The 20,027-nt window shown below is 35.8% G+C and carries 20 protein-coding genes and 2 pseudogenes; 6 read left to right on the top strand and 16 right to left on the bottom strand.

Going from position 1 to position 20,027, the window contains the following annotated elements; genetic code table 11:
* Positions 1 to 231 precede the first annotated feature (231 nt).
* The 4 genes from QA612_RS00800 to QA612_RS00785 form a co-directional block, all read right to left on the bottom strand.
* The gene (locus tag QA612_RS00800; protein ID WP_481804404.1) at positions 232 to 2,079 is read right to left on the bottom strand and encodes an ABC transporter ATP-binding protein; all 1,848 of its coding nucleotides are present in this window, start codon (positions 2,077 to 2,079) and stop codon (positions 232 to 234) included.
* Between the two features lie 8 nt (positions 2,080 to 2,087).
* On the bottom strand, positions 2,088 to 3,815 hold the full coding sequence (locus tag QA612_RS00795) for an ABC transporter ATP-binding protein (RefSeq protein WP_278281827.1): 1,728 nt from the start codon (positions 3,813 to 3,815) through the stop codon (positions 2,088 to 2,090).
* A gap of 230 nt (positions 3,816 to 4,045) precedes the next feature.
* On the bottom strand, positions 4,046 to 4,984 hold the full coding sequence (locus tag QA612_RS00790; RefSeq protein WP_278281826.1) for a PadR family transcriptional regulator: 939 nt from the start codon (positions 4,982 to 4,984) through the stop codon (positions 4,046 to 4,048).
* Entirely contained in the window at positions 4,971 to 5,300 is a 330-nt protein-coding gene (locus QA612_RS00785; RefSeq protein ID WP_278281825.1) for a hypothetical protein, read from the bottom strand. The genes QA612_RS00790 and QA612_RS00785 overlap by 14 nt, the downstream gene beginning before the upstream one ends.
* Positions 5,301 to 5,395: 95 nt before the next feature.
* On the opposite strand from QA612_RS00785, the gene QA612_RS00780 reads away from it, so the two are divergent.
* A complete protein-coding gene (locus tag QA612_RS00780; RefSeq protein ID WP_278281824.1) occupies positions 5,396 to 5,686 on the top strand; it encodes a transposase in 291 nt (96 codons plus the stop codon).
* Between the two features lie 50 nt (positions 5,687 to 5,736).
* A complete protein-coding gene (locus tag QA612_RS00775) occupies positions 5,737 to 6,276 on the top strand; it encodes an IS3 family transposase (protein ID WP_278282105.1) in 540 nt (179 codons plus the stop codon).
* Positions 6,277 to 6,401: 125 nt separating this feature from the next.
* On the opposite strand, the gene QA612_RS00770 is transcribed toward QA612_RS00775, so the two are convergent.
* From QA612_RS00770 to QA612_RS00730, 9 genes are all read right to left on the bottom strand, one after another.
* Positions 6,402 to 7,829: an amidohydrolase family protein gene (locus QA612_RS00770; protein ID WP_278281823.1), complete on the bottom strand. Its 1,428-nt coding sequence runs from the start codon at positions 7,827 to 7,829 to the stop codon at positions 6,402 to 6,404.
* Positions 7,830 to 7,918: 89 nt separating this feature from the next.
* On the bottom strand, positions 7,919 to 8,410 hold the full coding sequence (locus tag QA612_RS00765; RefSeq protein WP_278281822.1) for a YajQ family cyclic di-GMP-binding protein: 492 nt from the start codon (positions 8,408 to 8,410) through the stop codon (positions 7,919 to 7,921).
* Positions 8,411 to 8,731: 321 nt separating this feature from the next.
* Positions 8,732 to 9,064, bottom strand: a complete 333-nt coding sequence (locus QA612_RS00760) for a hypothetical protein (protein ID WP_278281821.1) — start codon at positions 9,062 to 9,064, stop codon at positions 8,732 to 8,734.
* A 591-nt stretch (positions 9,065 to 9,655) separates the two neighbouring features.
* On the bottom strand, positions 9,656 to 11,278 hold the full coding sequence (locus tag QA612_RS00755; protein ID WP_278281820.1) for an ABC1 kinase family protein: 1,623 nt from the start codon (positions 11,276 to 11,278) through the stop codon (positions 9,656 to 9,658).
* Positions 11,279 to 12,115: 837 nt separating this feature from the next.
* Positions 12,116 to 12,913 carry a hypothetical protein gene (locus QA612_RS00750; protein ID WP_278281819.1) on the bottom strand — a complete coding sequence of 266 codons (798 nt, stop codon included), beginning with the start codon at positions 12,911 to 12,913 and terminating at the stop codon, positions 12,116 to 12,118.
* Positions 12,910 to 13,452, bottom strand: a complete 543-nt coding sequence (locus QA612_RS00745; protein WP_278282104.1) for an RNA polymerase sigma factor — start codon at positions 13,450 to 13,452, stop codon at positions 12,910 to 12,912. The genes QA612_RS00750 and QA612_RS00745 overlap by 4 nt, the downstream gene beginning before the upstream one ends.
* A 249-nt stretch (positions 13,453 to 13,701) precedes the next feature.
* Positions 13,702 to 13,956, bottom strand: a complete 255-nt coding sequence (locus tag QA612_RS00740) for a hypothetical protein (RefSeq protein ID WP_278281818.1) — start codon at positions 13,954 to 13,956, stop codon at positions 13,702 to 13,704.
* A 170-nt stretch (positions 13,957 to 14,126) separates the two neighbouring features.
* Positions 14,127 to 14,903 carry a class I SAM-dependent methyltransferase gene (locus tag QA612_RS00735; RefSeq protein ID WP_278281817.1) on the bottom strand — a complete coding sequence of 259 codons (777 nt, stop codon included), beginning with the start codon at positions 14,901 to 14,903 and terminating at the stop codon, positions 14,127 to 14,129.
* Between the two features lie 22 nt (positions 14,904 to 14,925).
* Positions 14,926 to 15,312 carry a VOC family protein gene (locus QA612_RS00730; protein WP_278281816.1) on the bottom strand — a complete coding sequence of 129 codons (387 nt, stop codon included), beginning with the start codon at positions 15,310 to 15,312 and terminating at the stop codon, positions 14,926 to 14,928.
* 168 nt (positions 15,313 to 15,480) lie between these two features.
* Here QA612_RS00730 and QA612_RS00725 point away from each other — a divergent pair, with 168 nt between their 5' ends.
* Positions 15,481 to 16,329 carry a LysR family transcriptional regulator gene (locus QA612_RS00725; RefSeq protein WP_278281815.1) on the top strand — a complete coding sequence of 283 codons (849 nt, stop codon included), beginning with the start codon at positions 15,481 to 15,483 and terminating at the stop codon, positions 16,327 to 16,329.
* A gap of 33 nt (positions 16,330 to 16,362) precedes the next feature.
* On the opposite strand, the gene QA612_RS00720 is transcribed toward QA612_RS00725, so the two are convergent.
* Both QA612_RS00720 and QA612_RS00715 read right to left on the bottom strand, forming a co-directional pair.
* Positions 16,363 to 16,638, bottom strand: a complete 276-nt coding sequence (locus tag QA612_RS00720) for a type II toxin-antitoxin system RelE/ParE family toxin (RefSeq protein WP_278281814.1) — start codon at positions 16,636 to 16,638, stop codon at positions 16,363 to 16,365.
* Positions 16,639 to 16,923: a hypothetical protein gene (locus tag QA612_RS00715; RefSeq protein ID WP_278281813.1), complete on the bottom strand. Its 285-nt coding sequence runs from the start codon at positions 16,921 to 16,923 to the stop codon at positions 16,639 to 16,641. It abuts the gene before it with no gap.
* Positions 16,924 to 17,142: 219 nt separating this feature from the next.
* Between QA612_RS00715 and QA612_RS00710 the strand changes: the two genes are divergently transcribed.
* The 3 genes and pseudogenes from QA612_RS00710 to QA612_RS00700 form a co-directional block, all read left to right on the top strand.
* Positions 17,143 to 17,283 carry an LPXTG cell wall anchor domain-containing protein gene (locus QA612_RS00710; protein ID WP_278281812.1) on the top strand — a complete coding sequence of 47 codons (141 nt, stop codon included), beginning with the start codon at positions 17,143 to 17,145 and terminating at the stop codon, positions 17,281 to 17,283.
* Positions 17,284 to 17,447: 164 nt separating this feature from the next.
* Positions 17,448 to 18,029, top strand: a pseudogene (locus QA612_RS00705) (HD domain-containing protein).
* A 73-nt stretch (positions 18,030 to 18,102) separates the two neighbouring features.
* Positions 18,103 to 18,330: pseudogene (locus QA612_RS00700) on the top strand (HAD family hydrolase); the annotation flags it as partial.
* Between the two features lie 122 nt (positions 18,331 to 18,452).
* Here QA612_RS00700 and QA612_RS00695 read toward each other — a convergent pair.
* Positions 18,453 to 19,904, bottom strand: coding sequence for a phospholipase D family protein (locus tag QA612_RS00695; protein ID WP_278281811.1), 1,452 nt, complete (start codon positions 19,902 to 19,904; stop codon positions 18,453 to 18,455).
* Positions 19,905 to 20,027 lie beyond the last annotated feature (123 nt).

The raw sequence follows: 20,027 nt of genomic DNA, 5'->3' as shown, positions 1-20,027 counted from the left end.
AATCAAAGTCTTTACTATTTAATTATACTACAAAATTTTCCATTACCCTGCCAAAATTAGCAGAATTTAAACGTAGCAAACATGACCTAATTAGATTCATGTTTAATAGCTTTTTTATGATAAAAAACGAGACAAATCCACTAAGTGAAAAGGTCTCGTTTTTACTGTATATTTTTTAGTTTTCTACCTCTAAATGGAACTACTCGGATCACAGCCGTATAAAATGTCATCCTAACCAGACATCACTTCTTGCTTCAGCTGGCTATGATACAATTCTGAATAAAAGCCTTTCTCCTTCAACAACGAGGCGTGAGTCCCTCTTTCAATAATTTCTCCATCACGTAAGATAAGGATTTGGTCAGCCTGTTGAATCGTATTTAGACGATGAGCAATGACAAAGCTCGTTCTACCCTTCATCAATCGCTGCAGAGCTTCCTGTATTTTTATCTCTGTCACTGTGTCAATGCTGCTCGTTGCTTCATCTAAAATTAATATCTTCGGGTTTGCTAGAATTGCTCTTGCTATAGATAACAATTGCTTTTGACCCTGACTTATTCCACCACCATCATGGTCAAGAACGGTATCGTATTTTTTCGGAAGGCGATGAATAAAGGAGTGAGCATTTGCCTCTCGAGCCGCTAGCTCCACTTCCTCGTCCGTCGCATTCAATCTACCGTAGCGAATATTTTCTCGAATGGTACCATGAAATAAAAATGAATCCTGTAAAACGAAAGCCATGTGACTTCTTAGGCTCTCTCGTTTAATACCCTTTATTTCATGACCATCGATAAAGATGTTCCCACTGTCTGCATCATAAAACCGTGATAACAAATTAATGATTGTTGTTTTACCAGCACCTGTTGGACCAACGAGTGCTACTGTATCCCCAGGAGATGCACGAAAACTAACATCATTAATCGTATCTCCATCGGCTTCATAGGAAAATGATACATTCACAAAATCTATTTCACCAGTGACATCCTTTATTTCCTCAGAACTATGTTCATCTGCCATTTCTTCTTGTTCATCAATAATTTCAAACACTCGTTCCGCCCCTGCTATTGCAGACAGCATTGTATTAAACTGGTTAGCTAAATCATTTAATGGTCGGGTGAACTGACGTGCATATTCTACAAAAATCACAATCATACCAATCGTTACAACGTCACCTGTCAGGGCAAGGAGTCCACCAATTCCTGCAATAAGGGCAAAGCTCATATTATTCAACATATTCATGAGCTTTGGAATAAAACCAGAAATCGTTTGTGCCCAAAAGCCAGCCTTTCTAAGTTCGTCATTTCGTCCTTTAAATTCAGCTATAACTCTTTCTTCCTGAGAAAAGGTTTTGACAATCCGCTGCCCTGACATGGTTTCTTGAATATGGCCGTTAAGATTCCCGATATGCTTTTGTTGCTCTTTAAATAGCTTACTCGTACGCTTCGTAATCCATTTCATCCCTAAAACTAACGAAGGAACAATAAGCAATGTGATAAGTGTTAAAATTGGACTCAAGTAAATCATGACCGAAAAGGTACCTACAAGAACAAGTACACTTGAGAATATCTGAATGACAGATGTATTTAACGTAGCACTTATTTGCTCAATATCATTTGTTACACGGCTCATAAGATCTCCATGCTGCCTTTTATCAAAAAAAGGAATTGGTAGCTTATGAAGCTGACGAAAAAGCTGTGTTCGCATTGTATAGACTGTTTTCTGTGCTACACGTATCATCCAATAGTTTTGTAGCCAAATGGACAAGGAATGAAGCAAATAAACGACTACTAATGCTCCCATCAGTAAAAGTAAGCCATCCGTATTTTGAGTATAAACAAATTCATCAATACCTGTTCCAACTAATAATGGACCAAGTAGTACCATTCCCGAACTCGTAATAATCATAAGACAAACGAGAACTAGACGCCCTTTACTTTCAGCAAGATACTTCCAAATTCTCTTTAATGTTCCCCACCAATTTTTTGCCTTTGGCTTCTTCTTTCCGTCTGTACCCTTCTCTTTTGAATGAATGTCTATATTAATTTTAGGATGTTGAAAAGGCTCTAGAAACTTTTTAAACAATCGTTTAATCATTGGTTTCCTGCCTCCTTCCCAAACTGAGATTCATAGATTTTTTGATACAGAGGTGACTCCTGTAATAACTCTTCATGACTACCTTTCGCTAAAAGCTTTCCATCCTCCAGTAAAAGTACAATATCACAATTCATTGATGTACTAATTTTTTGAGTGATCATAAACGTAGTGCACGAGTAATTCTTTAATGCGTTAAGGAGATTTTTTTCTGTTTTCACATCTAAGGCACTCGTACTATCATCTAATAGTAAGAGCTTTGGTCTTCGAATTAACGCCCTTGCTATAGAAAGTCGCTGTTTTTGTCCACCAGAAAGGTTAACCCCTTTTTGACCTAGAAGTGTATCAAATTTTTCCGGAAATTCCTTTATCGTTTCATACAATTGAGCATCCTTGGAAGCTTGAATGACTTCCTCCATGGTTGCATTTTCTCGTCCCCAGAGGATATTATCTTTTATCGTACCAGTAAAAAGCATGGCCTCCTGTGGGACAAAACCTATTTGTTTTCTCAACACATCGAGCTTTAAGTCTCGAATATCCTTATCATCAATACGTATTCGGCCACCATCAATATCATACAGACGAGGAATGAGCTGAAAAATGGTAGATTTCCCTGCTCCCGTAGCCCCAAGGATTGCAACCCGTTCACCAGGTTTCACATGGAAGGACAAATCCTCTAGTATATATGTTTCCGTTCCTGGATATCGGAAGGATACAGATTCAAAGGAAACCTTTCCATCACTAATTTTATTTTTCTCCGAGCTTTCGGCCGTGTCTAGTAGATCAATGTCAGCATCTAGTACATCTGCAATCCTAGTTGCAGAAGCTCTTGCCCGTGAAAAAAACATAATAATCATAGAAAAAATAGACATAGCCGCTGTCATCCGGGTTGTATAATTTATAATAGCAACAACTTCACCAACTGTTGCTCCTCCTGCACTCACCTCAAAGCTACCAAACCATAAAATTGCCATAATACTCCCGTTCATGATGAGCAAAATAACAGGCATACCAATCTCAATGGTGCGCAACGCTTTCACAGTACGATTCCTTAGATTTTCACTCGCTTCTGTAAAACGTTTATCTTCGTGTTTTCTCCTAATAAAAGCTTTAATAAGACGAATTCCAGCAAGGTTTTCTTGCATGACACTATTCACTTCATCAAGCTTTCCCTGAACCGTTTTGAATAAATTTCCTGCCCGCTTCATCACCCAAAGGAGGAACGTTAACAAAACTGGAATAGCAAAGACTAAAATAAGAGCAAGCTTCACATTCACTAATAAAGCCATAATCACAGATCCAAGCACGAGCAACGGGGCTCTCAACATAATCCGTAGTGCCATGAACAATGTATTTTGAATTTGCGTAACATCGTTCGTCATTCGAGTAATAAGAGAAGAAGTTGGATACTGGCTAAAGTTTGAAAAAGAAAAGGATTGCACCTTTTTAAATAACTTTGCCCTTAAATCATACCCCGTACCCTGACTAGCATGAGCTGCATAAAAGGAGTTTAAAATACCCGAAGCAAAAGCAATAATGGAAAGTCCCACTAATACACCACCCCAAGTAAGTACAACCGATAAATCCTCTTGCATGATCCCATCATCTATTATTCTCCGCATGATAAAAGGTTGAACAAGCTCAACAGATAATTCTGTTAACGTGAAAAACAGGGCTACCGCTACTGCTAATTTATAAGGTCCAAGGAAAGATAGTACCTTTTTCATATAGAGTCCTCCAAACAATAATTTCTATTTCTCTATGTAATCGTTTTTATACTATTTTCAAAAGATAAGTGAAAACTTGTTTCGAATCACGAAATAATGCACTTATTTAAATAGATTATCACAAAATAGACACATTTACAGAGAGAAGGCATTAAAAACAATCTACAAAACTAATTTATGTGTATACCGTCTTACTCATCCCATTTTGCAATACGTTACTTTTATATAGATTATTTATCTTTTTCTGACCACTGAATGAGGGCTTCCCTACCATTTTTTATGATTTCAGCAAGTTCTTCTGTAAGCGATGGATCATGCATCACATGTCTCACAGCATAAAGAAATTCCAACTGATATTTTTCCATTTCTTCTCTTAGCGAAGCTGCTTCCTTTGATTGCTTCCACAACAGTCGAATTCGCCAATTCTCCCAAAACTCCTCATCATCTTGAACTGTCTCTGAGAGCAACTCCAACCCTGCAGCTGCGATGGAATATACTTTTTTATCTGTTTGTTCGTCAATTGAAATATAGTCTCTTTCTAATAAATCTTGCAACGCTGGATAAATTGTTCCTGCACTTGGGGAATACACTTCACCACTTCGTTCTTCTAATAGCTTCATTATTTCATATCCGTGACGAGGACCTTCTTTAAGTAAAAGGAGTATAGCCTTTTGGATAAAACTACTTCGCTTCGATTTTTTTTCTCTTCCAGTTTTCCTTTGGTGGAAATTGTTTTCGTAAAACAAGTGTGCTTCTTTTAAACCCTTTTCTGATATAGAAAACACACCATCTTTGTTTACGATCAATTTTTCATGATCTAAATGTTCCATTACTTTTTCCAGATTAAATACTTTATTACTTAACTTTTCTATTAATTCTTCCTTACTCATCTTCTTACGACTAACATAAGCAAGGATTGTAAGTATATCTCGCTTTTTAAAATGTGTCATTAGCACATCTCCGCCCTTCTTTCTATTACGATTTATTTTAATCGATATATCGATAAATAACAATAGATATATCGTTTTAAACTTTTCGACACTCTGAAAAACCAGGCAAAGCTGCCCGGTCATTGTTACAACTAATAATTGCCCAACAAATCTTCCCGCATTTTCGTTTTTCCCTGGATGCAGGGACATTAGCATTGTATCTCTTCTATGCGCCTGCAATCCTCCTTTTCTCTTTTTGCAGGAACGGGGGCTCCTTCCCCTGTGCCTGCAATCCTCCTTTTCTCTTTTTGCAGGAACGGGGGCTCCTTCCCCTGTGCCTGCAATCATCCTTTTCTCTCTTTGCAGGAACGGTGGCGCCTTCCCCTGTGCCTGCAATCATCCTTTTCTCTCTTTGCAGGAACGGGGGCTCCTTCCTCTGTGCCTGCAATCCTCCTTTTCTCTCTTTGCAGGAACGGTGGCGCCTTCCCCTGTTCCTGCAAACATCTTTTTCTCTCTTTGCAGGAACGGGGGCTCCTTCCCCTGTGCCTGCAAACATCTTTTTCTCTCTTTGCAGGAACGGATATAGACTATAAAGTGGACGCGTTTTGGAGAGACTGTTTAAAAACAGTATCTGAACGGAGGCGTGTCAATATGGGTAGAGTTTACGATAAGGAATTTAAGGAGTACATTGCAAAGTTAGTGGTAGATGAAGGAAATAAAGCATCAGAAGTCGCTAGAGAAATGGATTTATCTCCTAAAACGATATCTCGATGGGTTAGGGATTATCGTAAAATGATTAAATCGAAACAAGAGGGGATTGATTACATTACACCAAGTGAATATAAGAAACGGGAGAAAGAATGGATAGATAAAATCAATGAGTTAAAGGAGGAAAATGAAATTATAAAAAAGGCCGCGCACATCTTCATGAAAAGCCAGTAGTCGTTTATACCTTCATATTTGAGCATCGAAAAGAGTTTCGAATAGTGAAGATGTGCGAAGTCTTAGAGGTTTCTAAAAGTGGTTATTACAAATGGTTGAAGAAGAGAAAAAACAACAGTCCAAACAAGACTAGGAAAGAGAAGATAAAGGCAAAGATCCGTCGACTTTTCTTTCAAAATAAAAAGGTATACGGTAGTCCTAGAATTACGAGAGAGCTGCATAAAGAAGGGGTAAAAATAACGGAAAGAACCGTTGGAAGATATATGCGTGAAATGAACTTACGAGCAATACCGGAACAAAAATTTGTAGTAACAACCGATTCTAAGCACAACAACCCTGTTTACCCAAATCTACTTGGGCGAAAGTTTAATCCAGGTAAGCCGAATATGGTATGGACAACGGATATTACGGGGCTCCTTCCCCTGTGCCTGCAAACATCTTTTTCTCTCTTTGCAGGAACGGTGGCTCCTTCCCCTGTGCCTGCAAACCTTCTTTTTTCCATTTGCAGGTTCATTGGCCCATTCCTCTGTGCCTGCAAACCTTCTTTTTTCCATTTGCAGGTTCATTGGCGCATTTCTATGTGCTTGTAATTTACGTCTTCCTGTTTCCAAGATAATATAAGAACAGAGCAAGACGTCCTCTCATCACCTAAACAAAAAAACTGAGCTGAACTTAGCCCAGTTAATCAAATCTATCTTCATGACATAATCCTTCGTTATAAAAGCCCATCCTCCATCATCTTTAAAATATCACTATCTGCAGCAAGAATGTCCTCGTAGGCTCTTTTTTCCATGTTATTTGCTGCTTGTTGCGCTTCTTTAATGGCCATCTGTTCATCAATCGTAGTGATTTTCCGATCCTTCATTACTATTTTTCCATCAATAATAGATGTTTCCACCTCATGGCCACGGGCAGAATATACAAGATTAGGAATTATATTTCTCACGGGGGTCGTAATTACTGGAGTAAACGTTGGATCCTCCAAGTTCAGTAAAATAACATCTGCTTTTTTTCCAGGGCGTAATGAACCGACCTCATGATCTATTCCCATTACCTTTGCTGCCTCTATCGTTGCTGATCGAACTGCAAGTGTTGCGTGGAAAACGGTTGGATTAGCACGTCTCACCTTGTTTAATATAGCTGCAAACTTCATTTCGTTAATCATATTGTTGCAGTTATTACCTGGTGCTTGATCTGACCCTAAGCATGCTGTGCCCCCACTTTCTAAAAACTTCAGCATTGGTGGAACGATTCCGTCAATAATCCCAATACTCCCGGCACAATAAATCATCTTTGCACCACTTCGAGCAACTTGTTCCGTCTCTTCGTCCGTTGCCTCCGTTAAGTGAACAGAAATTAAACGATCGTTTAAAAATCCGTGTTCATCTAAAAATGCAACACTTCTTTTTCCGTATCGCTTCACCATTTGATCAATTTCTCGATCTCCTTGAGCAACGTGCATATGTAGTTTAGAGTCATATTTTTCTGCTAATCCCTTCATCTCCGTTAGTAGCTCTAAGCTCATCATGTCTGGTCCTTGAGGTCCTAGAATACATGTAATCCTCCCTTCTTCTGTCTCATGATAACGTTCCATTAGTTCGATGTTTCTCTGCAGTTTTTCCTCCCCAATAGCTGGATTAAATGAATACAACTCTCCAACTTCTAGGTCCCCACTATTAGGTGGAAGTTCGTTAACCATTTCTGCAACTCTAGCCCGTGCACCTATACTCTTATAGTTTTGGACAATATCTGTCATATGACTATCATAGTCACAAAAGGTTGTTGTACCTGCTTTTATTCCTTCAATAATATTCACCATGGAGCCTTTAACCGTATCCTCCACAGTAAGGTGCTTCATGAACGGCCAAATTCCCTTTTGCATCCAATTGGACATATCTTGGGCAACACCACGAATAATTGCAAGACCTGAATGTATGTGTGCATCAACAAACCCTGGCATGACGAGCTTGTTTTTTGCATCGATCAAACGTTCAGCAGTATAGTTTCTTGTTATCTGAGCCGTCGGACCAACGGCTTCAATTTTATTTCCTTTAATGGCGACGGCTCCGTCTTCGATCATACCTACACCATTGCCTTCCATCGTGGCGACAAAACCGTTCGTAATTAAAATATCTACTTTCATAAAATCCCTCCTAGCTTTCTTTAATAATTGAGAAATAAAACAAAGCTTAGAATTCATCTTTGGGATGTTTTCTAAGCTTCAGAAATTGATCAGCGATAATTTATGAATTGAACGTCGATGGAAAGGTCTGCTTCGCGAATGGCAGCGATGATGGCTTGTAAGTCATCTCGATTTTTACCTGTCACTCGAATTTGATCATCTTGAATTTGACTCTTCACCTTCACACCACTGTTTTTAATAATAGTATTGATCTTTTTTGCTTGCTCCTTATCAATTCCTTGAATGATTTTCACTCGTTGACGAACAGTTCCTCCAGAAGCCCCTTCTACCTTACCGTAATCTAGATTTTTAATAGAAACTTCTCGTTTAATGAGTTTACTTAATAATACGTCTTTAAGTTGCTCTAATTTATACTCGTCGTCTGAAACTAACACAAGCTCTTCGTTGTCTAAGGAAATATCACTTTTACTCCCTTTAAAATCATAACGATTGGTTATTTCCTTTTTAGCCATTGTAATTGCGTTCGTCACTTCTGAAAAGTCAATCTTCGAAACAATATCAAATGAACTGTCTTTTGCCATGGCTGTGCACCTCCGTGTTTTTTATGTAGATAATTTTAAAAATTTTAGACGGTATGTAAGATCTCTAGGAGAAAGGATGTCAATTGATTTACCCGCTGTCTGACAAACGTAGAAGTCCATAGGGTAAATTAGCCGCCTTGCGCTTTTCTTATTTTATTATATTGCAAAATAGATACACGCTTCAACTCATTGTGATATCCAACCTATATTATGTACTTTATTTTTGTATCCCGGCATGTTGAAAGCTTATTTCTCCCCATCTTAAATTATATAGAAATAGATTTTAGAATATTCCGTTATTTTATGACGCACTTTCTTACTTTAAAATTCTATCTGATAATATGTACCATCCTCATGTTCACGTGGAGTCAATTCAAGTTCATAAATTTGATCTTTACTACCCACATTATAAAGAAATTCTCCTACTTCTAATCGACCATGTTCAACCTCTAGTAGTGCTTCCAAGGCTTTTATGTCTTGTTCTAACTGATCAATTGTATTTCTTAAAGTACTTATTTCCTCTCTTAATTGGACTGTCTCTGATTGTTCATCAGAACTCTCCTCTCCTTCAATGGTATCATCGAATAATAAGAAAAGCCCAATAACAATAACAGCAATAACAATAAAACTACTATATCCACTTTTTCTTTTCAAGGCCACACTCCCTCACAGGTAAAAAAATTAAATATTCCGTCATCTCACTCTATTTTAACACTACATATCCCTTGTATGGGAAAAAAGAAAAAAGAACGGAAATCCGTCCCTTATAATTTTGATTCTATTTAGAAGGGTTAAATAATAATCAGTAGAGTTTGTTTTACAATTTCGTAAAAGTAGTAGTTTAATCTTACTTACTTTACGGTTAGGTTATGGTGGATTTTCGTTCTTATCAATAATTTTTCTTTGGCCCTTTGGATGTTACGTCCCCAAAACACTAGCTTATAGCTACTACATTGAGAACTTCATTTCTTGTGAACAGACAGACTTGTGCATTACCAGTATTACTTTCTAAGTTTCGTCATTTACTAAAGTAATCGAAGACCTTTGAAAGAAACACAAGATGCTACTAAAAAGAAAACGGTGAAACGGTATTCACGTTCGTTTAGCTTCTGAGTCTGATCAACAAACAGTGCCGGGCCTAACATTTGAAATCACCCCCCTTCATTTTATATACATAAATATATAGATTGGGCTAAGGTGGTTCCGCTTGTGTCGGTTTATTTTCTTCTTAATTCTATTTTACTATTATCCTCTCCGTTTTTCATGCATATACTTCATCCATTTTTTCAGCTTGGAGTTGCATATGATGTAACCTACAAAACCAATGGCCGCTACTCCGGAAGCTAACTGCCAAATTACTGAAATAGAAAGATAAACCCCAACGCCTATACCAATAATACCGAGATACATTAATTGAAATAGATGTTTTTTATAGTTTTCATAAATCGTAAATTGGAATTGTCGCCTTTGCTCCACTTCCTTTAATTGCTCCAGTTTCGCTGGAGTCTTAAGAAATTCATTTATGTTATGAAAAAATTTAAATAATGGTTGAGATTGAAGCCAATTCCAGACAAAAGTCCATTTGCTATTATCTTGTTCTTGCAACCAATCTATAAATACAGGTTTGACTATGTCAACCATTTCTTCTTCTGGAGCCAACGTTTGGAGAGCCCCTTCAATAGTAATAAAAGAACGGCCAAGAAAAACAAATCTTGTTGGCACTTGAATTGGGAGTGCTTGAATAATGTCGTTCATTTCAAGCTTTAATGCGATCATATCCATTTCTTTAAGTTGGGATGGTTGAAAGGATAGAAATTCAGCTAGAAGTCTTTCCATTGTTCTTGGATCTGCTTCAGGGAGTAAAAAGCCTAAGTGAATTAAATTTTCTACTGCGTTGGAATAATTTTTTGCTAGAATACTTTCAATTAATTTTTGAAAATGTATTGCATCCCTTTTAGAGATTTCTCCCACCATTCCATAATCTAATAAAATGATCTCCCCCTCTTTTGAAACGAGGACATTTCCTGTATGTGGATCAGCATGAAAAACGCCGGGCTCAAGCCATTGTGGGAGAAATACTTCCATCAGGCGGCGGCAAAGCTCCTTTCGGCTAACCTCTAATTGATCTAATGCTTTTCTATCAGTAAGTCTTATTCCATCTACCCATTCCATCACTAGAACCTTCTCTGTAGTAAGCTCCTCATAGGCTGAAGGGATTTTAATAATGTTGGATCCACTAAAACGTTCTTTAAATGAAAGGAGAGAGGATAGTTCCTTTGAAAAATCTAGTTCCCGTTCAATTACTTCCTTTAATTCCTTAAACAAAACCTTTAAATTAATAAATCCTTTAGGTAACGGAACAAAATGATCAGCAAACCAAATAATAATACTTAACGTTCGAAAGTCTGTTTTAACAATAGACTGGATATGTGGTCGCTGAACTTTTACAGCAACCTTCGTCCCATCCTTCAATTCCCCTTCATATACCTCTCCTATTGAAGCTGAAGCAATGGCTTCTTTTTTAATAGATTTAAGTTTCTCCACAATAGAAACTCCCCACTCCTCTTCAAGTATTGCCTTAATTTCGTTCCATTGAGAAGGTGGTACATGGTCTGTTAAATCTTGAAGTTGATGAATAAACCGTTCTGGTAACAGATCACCACGTATACTTAAAAGCTGTCCTATTTTAATTAATAAGCCCTCTAGTTCAAATAGAGTATTACGGAACCTTCTACCAATTTTCTCCCATAACTTGTCCCATTCAGCATCAGGTTTTTTTCTAAGCTTGTACCAATAGACTTGTATAAAAATAATAAATGCCATTGATAGAACTTTCCACGTACGAATGAACTTATTTTTAATTTTCATCAGTAGTCCTCGTTTCGTCTAAAAAATGTAATAAAGAAGAGTGTAAGACTTAATGTAAAAATGTTGCTAGAATACTGTAAACTCCCAAAGAATAAAAAAAATGTGTAACACTATCCGTTTATTAGAAGCATTCCGTTACTTCATACCTTCGTATATCCATTTTTCCCCTAATACCATCCGTTTGAGATATTATGGTTTAAATCTATTTCCGAATAACTCTTTTGTATAAACGATCAGACTTTTCATAGACTTTCTGATAAAAATCATCAAAAAAATGCCTTACTATCCATCTTACTAGAGAAAAAAAAATAGAAATTATCATTATTACAAATAAAATAACCAGTCCTAGTTTTAGCGGTTCCATTAAATCACCCCTAATTAAAGTTTACCGTTTTTGGTTTACTCACAATACTTTAGCAACCGTAATTACAGTTTCTTTTGCTACGTCCAAACGTTAAAAATTACTACATAATTTATCCTATACCCCTTTAGTTTAACATCATTTTCCAAATTATGAACACAAAAATAGAGTTTCACACGCAACTCAAAATTTACCTTAACGTTCCGGTTTAGTTGAGGAAAATATCTTCTCTATGTTTAAGTACATTTAAGACAGTCTGCTGATTACATGTATTTTCACATATAAAAATGACCAGACAATATCTGAAGTCAATATGTCTAGTCATTTATCGAAAGTGTGATTGTGAAATTGTTTTATTAAAGATAATAATGTAGTTTGTTCTATTTGGTTTAGTGAATCCCCTTGGACCTTTTTTTCAATTAATCCACGATTTCCAATAGATTTTACAGTTTCAACTCCTTCAATTGTTTGGTTTTTTATTGTGCTTCTGTATACCTTATTATTTTCTTAAACAAATCGTAAAGACCTTCATTTGTTAATTTGTCAAAATCAGAATAGTCATTTCTACCCTGAAACCCCATTGCTATAAGTTCTCCATTTGATTCCTTATAAACGGCCCCCTCTATTACGACTTCATTATTAGGATTAGTAATAGTAGTGGTTACCATGACCGGCATATCGTCAACTTCATCAACTATTTCAAGTTCTACTCGTCCATCATTACCTCCACCATAGTATTTTTCAATTAATCTATCAATAAATTCATCGTAGCTTTCACTTTCTTGATATAAAATACTTGTGATATAAGATGTATTTATGGAATCTGTTGGGACGATTCCCATATTGAAGGTTAGAGATATATCTTCCCCTTCAGCTGGATAACCGTCAGTTAGCTTATTTAAAGGATAAATGATTAAATTATCATTTAAGTCAATATAATCCCACTCTTTTGGTAGAACGGTTTTGATTGTTTTTTCATCATTTTCAATAAATATCATGCCATCTGGTGGAGAGATAGTTCCATGCATTGGGTTATTAAAAATTGTCGTAGCAACAAATACAAAGGCAATTAATGAGGCAATTATTGCAAAAGCTCCAGCACCACTTAACAACGGTTTCATTAGTGAGTGTCTTTCTTTCTTTTCCTCAAATTTAGAATTTACATATAGATCCTTTAAAGATTGTTGAATTTGATCCTTTTTCTTGTTATGAAGGGGAGGTTTAGGCATAGATTTTAATTTCTTTTCTAAGTCACTAAAACGATTCGTCTTCATTTTTCAAACCTCCTATTCAAACATTTTTTTAAAGCAGACTTTGCTCGAAAAAAGGTGATCCGGACTTTACTTTCACTCCATTTTAAGACGGAAGCCGTTTCTCGAACAGTTAAGTCTTGTATTCCTCTTAAAATAATCACATCACGGTATTTCGGTTTCAATGATTGGATCGCTTGGTACAACTCTATTGTTTCTTCTTTTTCTAAAAACAGTGTGTCAGGTGTGTCAAGTGTTTTGGGTTCATCCGTTGTTCGAAATGGAGCCATCTTCTTTCTTGTTTTATGTTCTTTTTTTCTATATTCGTCAATCACCACATGCCTTGCTATACTTATTAGCCACGTTTTAGGATGTGATCCCCCTTCAAAAGAATGAACTCCCTTTAATGCACGTATAAAAACTTCTTGAACTAAATCCTCTGCCTCAGTGGGTCCGACGCGATACAATAAATAATGATAAACGGAATCACTATATTGTTGAAACCAATCGGTTATAACTTTTTCACGATTCATTTCATCTCCCCCGTTTTTTCTGTCTACTATATTTGTCGTAAAACAAAAAAATATATTTCGTTTTTTTAAGATTATATTTTTATTATTTATTACTTTTTTTAAAAATGCTAATTACATCCATTGACTAATTCAACATTTTTAGCAAGCTTTAAAAGCACAAAATAGTCCATACCTGGTCACTCAAGCATGGACTATCGTATGATGAATTCCGTTTTCTACTATACGGTTGATAAAAAATATAAATGAAGGATGCAATGTGCTTTGGAGATGAAGAAGGTCTTAATTGTACAACTTATTTAATAGACTCTTTATTTCTTTTAAAAGAAGGAGGATTACCCCCAAAAGCATCAGTATAATACTTAAAAAATAAGGTATAGTTACCATAATGTCATTACGAGCTGTTGCAAATTTTCCAGGTGGAGTGCTCCATCCAGTCATGCTAGGTACATAATTGGCTATTGCCAAATGAACGAGACCAAACAATAGAATACCAGCTATAAATAAAGTAGATCCGACAAAATCAACCCTATTCAATTACATCCCTCCAATAATAAAATAACAATATAATTGAAAATTATGATGAAGACATCTCCTATATTACAAATAAAATGCCGTCCTCAATCTAATAATGACATTATTCACCATTATAAATGGCGGCAGAAATAGAAAACTCCCACTGTACGTAAAATCCCCATTCTATTATCCTATTTAACCGCCTTCCAAATGGTCCATCTATCTTTTTCTACTATAGAATCATAGTTACGTATAACCGTATCAAGGTAAGAAATTAGATTCTCCAATTCACTCTCGTTTAAATGATGTAATATACTTCTTCCTGTCCGTCCTCTAATATCTTCTAAGAAGGCTTCTTTTGTTTTATGAATTTTTCTTACTTCCCAAAGCTTTATCTCTTCAATTTCCATGAATCCCAGCTCTTTCAATGCACTAATGACCTTTTTACTACTGTGTCTACGCTTTGTTTCATATTCTATTAGCTTAGGAAACCTTGAAAAGAAATAGCCTCTAATGTGTTCGTCACTTCCATCAAGCAAACAATCTTCTTTTGTTCTATCTTGAATAATAAGATAACCATCATATTTTAATAGACGATGTGCCTCTTTAAAGGCAGCGTTTAAATCTTCAAGATGATGAATGACTGCCCGTTCTAATAGGAGGTCAAATTGTTCACTTGGAAGTCCCGTTTCATGCGCAATTCCATATTTAAATGTAATTTGATCGTACTCTTTGTTACGTTCTTTAGCACTATCTAAAATCGTCTGGGAATAATCAACAGCTGTGATAGATTTAATTCCCATTTCGGAAAGAGCCCTCGAATAAATGCCACCACCACATCCAATATCTACTGCCCTTTCAATGTTTTCCACTGGTACCAACGCTTTTATCCTATCTTTCCATGATGAATCCACTTGTCGTGACGCATACGATAAACGGTTCTTGTCATGATGAAAATTTATTCCCATCACACTCACTCCCTTCCATTTTTTAATCTTTTAGTCCTTCTTTATCCCATTCTAAAAACTCCAATCTATTACCGAATGGATCGTGAACATAGATGCGATTGGCATTCGGAAGATGATGATCCACTTCAAATACAACACCATGATCTTTGAGATACTCCTTTAGGTTTTCTAGGTGATCTACTTCAAAGGCAGGATGTGCTTTTTTAGCCGGAGAAAAATCCGCATCTATTCCGATATGAAGCTGATAATCTCCAAATGCAAACCAAACTCCTCCTCGTTTTTTCAACACCTCGGGTTTTTCAACCTCCTCAAAACCTAATATATCTTTAAAAAACGTTCGCGCTTTTCTTTCTGAACCTGTAGGAGCTGCAAGCTGAACATGATCAATTCGTTTAATATAAAAAGACATTCGAATCACTCCAATTTGATATAATTTTCAACCATAATATTTTTGTACATTACATAAAATAACTGTTTTTCCCTTTCATCCTTAGTTTAACCGTTATAAAATAATAAGAATAATACTATTTTTTTATATAAAACGATAAGAAAAACTTATATTAGAAGGGTGTTGCTCATGAAAGTGGATGATTATCGATTGTTACTTACGATAAAGCAGATTGGTACTATTCGTGGCGCAGCAAAGGAATTACTTATTTCTCAACCTGCAATTAGTCAGCGATTAAAGCAAATAGAAGAAAATTGGGGAGATAAAATTTTTGTCCGAACACATAAAAGAGTAATTGTGACTCCAGTTGGAGAGAAAATCATTGCCTTTGGAGAAAAGGTAGTGAAAGGCGAGGAAAAGTTGTTGGACAGCCTTGCTAATATGTCCACTACGATAAGTGGTAGGCTCTCTCTTGGCGTTTCTTCTGTCGTTGCCCAATATCTACTACCGAATATACTTAAGACATACATAGAAAAATTCCCAAATGTGAAAATGGAGTTATTTACAGGGTTAAGTCACGAAATTACAACCGCTGTGGAGAACTTCCATGTTTCCATCGTTCGTGGTAATCAAATAAATGGATTGAACTGTACGGAGTTGTTTACAGACAAATTATACTTAATCAGAAAAAGCACATTAAAGAGAAATAACCTCTTAATAGAATTCCAAAGTGACCAAAGCTTTCATACAGCTGTTAATGAATGGTTTTTAGATCACCCAGAATTTAAGCCATCTGGAAAAATAAAAGTAGATCAAATAGAAACATGTAAGCAGCTAATGTCTCACGGAATTGGCATGGCAGTTTTGCCTGAAATAGCAATTAAAGACTATTTTGACATGGAGGACTATACTCTCCAACCGCTTATTACGAATAACAAACACATCAGTAGGCCCACATGGCTGTGTTATTCAGAGGCAGCAATGGAACTACCACAGGTCAAAGCCTTTTTGGATATATCAAAGGAATGTATGAGGTGATCATTACAAAGAACCCACTTTTATCCAGTTTAATTAATACTTTTTATTTTGTTTTTCATGTTGAAAAGCAATAATCGTATAAACTTCTTTTTTTGGAAAGTATTTAAAGGATATTATATAAGGTTTAACTTTAATATAATATCTGTTTTTGTAATTACGAGAAGGAAATAATGTTCCAGTGGTAATGACTTTCTCTTCTATTTCAAGAACAAGATGTTCTTTATAATCAGCGGTTTCTACTTCGCTAAAACGATCGCTTTTGATTTGTGATAATTTATTTAAGGCTGTTTCGGTCCATTCAACATTCATTTAAATTTCTCCGCGCCTTATTTTGGCTAATACATCCTTAGTTGAATGTACTTTGCCTTGCTCTATGTCCTGTTCAGAATCCTCAACCATCTTACGCATTTCTGGATCACGTTCAAACCGCTGAATTTCTGCTTCGCTTACAGATGAGCTATTTCTTTTTTCCTCGATAAGATTTATCATGGATTCTAAGTCATAATTTACACCATTATACTCTACGACGGCTTTTTCGTACTGATCTTTATATATCTTAACAACATTCCCGCCCTTTACTTCTAATTCAAACATATCATCCACCTCCTCTTTTCATTATAATATATTCGTTGAAATAAACGAAAAATCTTTTGATCAAATTTAACAAAGATGAACCATTTGTCAATCATTTTAAGTTTTCGCAAGAACAGAAAAGACCTATGAACTGGATAATAATGTTAAACTAAAAGGGAAGTTCATCAAAAGACTTTTGTTATAATTGCCATAACAAGTTTAGAAGAGGGGCTGATTTAAATGGGTTATGCGACTGCAACTTACCAATATCAAGACACTACTTTTTTTGTTTTACATCCTTCGTTTTATGTACTAATAGGTTTAGCATTACTGGCAGGTATTATTTTCATAGGATATAAAAAGAGAAAAGCAAAAGTTTAATATCGGTAAATATATATTTTTTTTACGGACGAATAAATGCTTTTATGAGGAAATTTACTTAAACTAACTAATGCAAAGTTAGCTAAATTAAGAGTTGCAATGTTGCAGTTCTACTTTTGAAGGGACTAAAAAAGAAGTGCATCAAGTTAATAGGAAGTGAAAATATGAAATATATTTTGGATAGAAACTATGCTAGAGAACTACTTGAATGGGCGAATCGACAAAACCCAGGACCTTGGTATAATCATTCTATTAATGTTGCTAATGCTACCGAAAACATCTTGTTAGAATTAAGTGAAGGTGGGTACGACCTTAATATTGACTTAGGGTACAATGCAGCTTTATTACATGATATAGGTAGATATAAAGGTTTTACTGGTAATGGGATTATATGTGTCACACATTCCTTTCCGTGTAAAAATGAGAATATTGAAAATGCTGCTGAGTGGAACCTTGTTTCAAAATATATGTAGGAAAAATTGGTTGCAATCCTTAATGAAAATAAAGATTACGATATTTACAATAAAGTAATTACTCTATGTGATGCTCTTGCTGATGCTGAAGGCTTTACCACACTCGAAAAAAGGCTGGTTTCTGTTGGCTTACGTCATGGTACAAATTCACATACCTCATTACATTGGAAAGGATTTTACTCCATTAAAAATGAATTGGAAAAACAATTAAATAAAAGTATTTATAAGTTACTTCCAAATGTAGAAGACTCCATTTATACAAATATAGAATAGTAACATTTTATAAGTTCAGTAGATAGTAGTTTTTCTTTTGAAGGATATTTTAGTGATAAAGGATGTGTTAATTATTAAAGCGATACTGTTTGATTTTGATGGTACACTTGCTGATACGTTACCTGTTTGTTTTTACGCCTTTCAAGCCGTTTTTAAAGAGTACGATAATAGAGAGATTACATCAGATGAAATTAAAGCTATGTTTGGACCATCTGAAACGGGAATCATCAAAGAAAATCTTAGGAATAAAAATATTGAAGAAGCAATCGAATTATACTATCAAAAATATAGTGAAAAACATACTTGAGCTAGTTATTAGGATGCAAATACGGATACAAATTAGCCTACATTTTCAATTGTAATTTACAATTTTGCGATAGGATACGGAACCCATTAGGAAATGTTTCTCCCCCTACCTTAACGTTATAGCATATAATCTAAAAATCTGGTAATCCATGATAACATGACTGTAACTGACCTTTTTACTACTGAAGCTTCCTCTTCTGCAACGGAAGGATGAGGATGATAGCTCCCATCTGGACTAACCTGAAGACTTCCCTCATGAATATAATGGTCTATCTCCCTGTTTAATTGATCAGCAAACTCCTCGCTATCAATTACCACCATTACTTCTGTGCTAAGATACGCACTTCTCGCATCTACATTAAAGGAACCAACAACACTGATTCGATTATCAAAGATAAATGTTTTTCCATGAAGTGATTCTGTTGGACCTTGAAATTCATACACATTCGCTTCGGAACTAGCAATAGTTTCCCGATGCATTCGGTAGCCTGAGTAAGCCAGTACATTTGGTGTAGCCGCAAGGGAGTTCGTTAGGAAACTCACTTCCTTTACAGAGATTTCGTCTTGATTTACATGCTGTAGCATCTTATCTGTAGGAATGATGTATGGACTTTGGATAAAAATAGATTGTTCTGCTATGCCCATTAAGCTTGTAATTTCATACCAAACCCACGGTTCCTTATTTAAGCGTTCAATAGGATTGTGAATGAACGTTACATTATTCGTTGGCACAGATTTTTCCAACCAATTAATTTCTTGATGAAACAAATCTGAATGGGATTCATGCATCGATTCAAGAAGTACCCTTAATTCCTCCGTTCTATTCCGTCCCCTTCTTTCCTGATTCTCCGTCAGTTCTGATACAGCATAGTAGGAAAACTCATGATTCCATACATCATCAAAATAGTTTTTCATCGCATAAATTGCGCTATCCTCAAAATTTCCTAAGTCAGTATTAATCAAAAGAACGTCTCGATCGTTAGAGGCACCATTATACCCGTCTGGACCAAAATACTTATCTGCTATATTCCTACCACCAATCATCGCTAGTTCATTATCAACAAGTATCATTTTATCGTGTAGTCTATTATTCCAAGTCCATGGACGTAACACATCTAATGGTTCATAGAACTTCAATTCGATATTCGGGTGATAGGAGTAAGAATACATAACATCCTTCAAATCCCCCCGTAGATTGTGAAATAAACCATCGAGGAGAATTCGCACGTGAACACCACGGTCTGCTGCATCTACTAAACTGGCAAACAAAATATCACTGGAAGTCCCAGCATGCACCGTATGGTAAGATAAATCCAAACTCTCTTGAGCATTTTCAATCACGTTTATACGGGCTATTCCTGACTCAAATCTATCTTCCACAAGAACTACTCTATCTTGAGATATTTTCTCCCCATAGAAACGCGTTGGGTCCAATGACTCCATATAGCTACTATTTTCATGATCATGAAAAGCAAAAATAAATACTCCAGCTATCAGAGCATAGAGAATATAAACAGTGACTAGCGTTCCTGTTAAAAGAAATATCTTTTTTATTTTAAAATCCCTCAAGGCTTTTCACCTCGCACATTCATAATTGATTTCCTATGGCTTGTTCACTATAAATTTATGCCTTTTTTACAAAGTTATGAAATCATTTCAATGAACAAATGTAAAAAAGTGTGAGACAATCTT

It is taken from the genome of Evansella sp. AB-P1 (genome assembly GCF_029688925.1).
In the GTDB taxonomy this organism is placed as follows: Bacteria; Bacillota; Bacilli; order Bacillales; family Salisediminibacteriaceae; genus Evansella.
This window is presented reverse-complemented; position numbering and strand designations above follow the sequence as displayed.

Coding starts and splice junctions, on each gene's coding strand:
- QA612_RS00795 (WP_278281827.1), bottom strand. CDS start 3,815: ATGAAAAAGGTACTATCTTTCCTTGGACCTTATAAATTAGCAGTAGCG.
- QA612_RS00785 (WP_278281825.1), bottom strand. CDS start 5,300: ATGTTTGCAGGCACAGGGGAAGGAGCCCCCGTTCCTGCAAAGAGAGAA.
- QA612_RS00780 (WP_278281824.1), top strand. CDS start 5,396: ATGGGTAGAGTTTACGATAAGGAATTTAAGGAGTACATTGCAAAGTTA.
- QA612_RS00775 (WP_278282105.1), top strand. CDS start 5,737: ATGTGCGAAGTCTTAGAGGTTTCTAAAAGTGGTTATTACAAATGGTTG.
- QA612_RS00770 (WP_278281823.1), bottom strand. CDS start 7,829: ATGAAAGTAGATATTTTAATTACGAACGGTTTTGTCGCCACGATGGAA.
- QA612_RS00765 (WP_278281822.1), bottom strand. CDS start 8,410: ATGGCAAAAGACAGTTCATTTGATATTGTTTCGAAGATTGACTTTTCA.
- QA612_RS00755 (WP_278281820.1), bottom strand. CDS start 11,278: ATGAAAATTAAAAATAAGTTCATTCGTACGTGGAAAGTTCTATCAATG.
- QA612_RS00750 (WP_278281819.1), bottom strand. CDS start 12,913: ATGAAGACGAATCGTTTTAGTGACTTAGAAAAGAAATTAAAATCTATG.
- QA612_RS00735 (WP_278281817.1), bottom strand. CDS start 14,903: ATGGGAATAAATTTTCATCATGACAAGAACCGTTTATCGTATGCGTCA.
- QA612_RS00730 (WP_278281816.1), bottom strand. CDS start 15,312: ATGTCTTTTTATATTAAACGAATTGATCATGTTCAGCTTGCAGCTCCT.
- QA612_RS00725 (WP_278281815.1), top strand. CDS start 15,481: ATGAAAGTGGATGATTATCGATTGTTACTTACGATAAAGCAGATTGGT.
- QA612_RS00720 (WP_278281814.1), bottom strand. CDS start 16,638: ATGAATGTTGAATGGACCGAAACAGCCTTAAATAAATTATCACAAATC.
- QA612_RS00715 (WP_278281813.1), bottom strand. CDS start 16,923: ATGTTTGAATTAGAAGTAAAGGGCGGGAATGTTGTTAAGATATATAAA.
- QA612_RS00710 (WP_278281812.1), top strand. CDS start 17,143: ATGGGTTATGCGACTGCAACTTACCAATATCAAGACACTACTTTTTTT.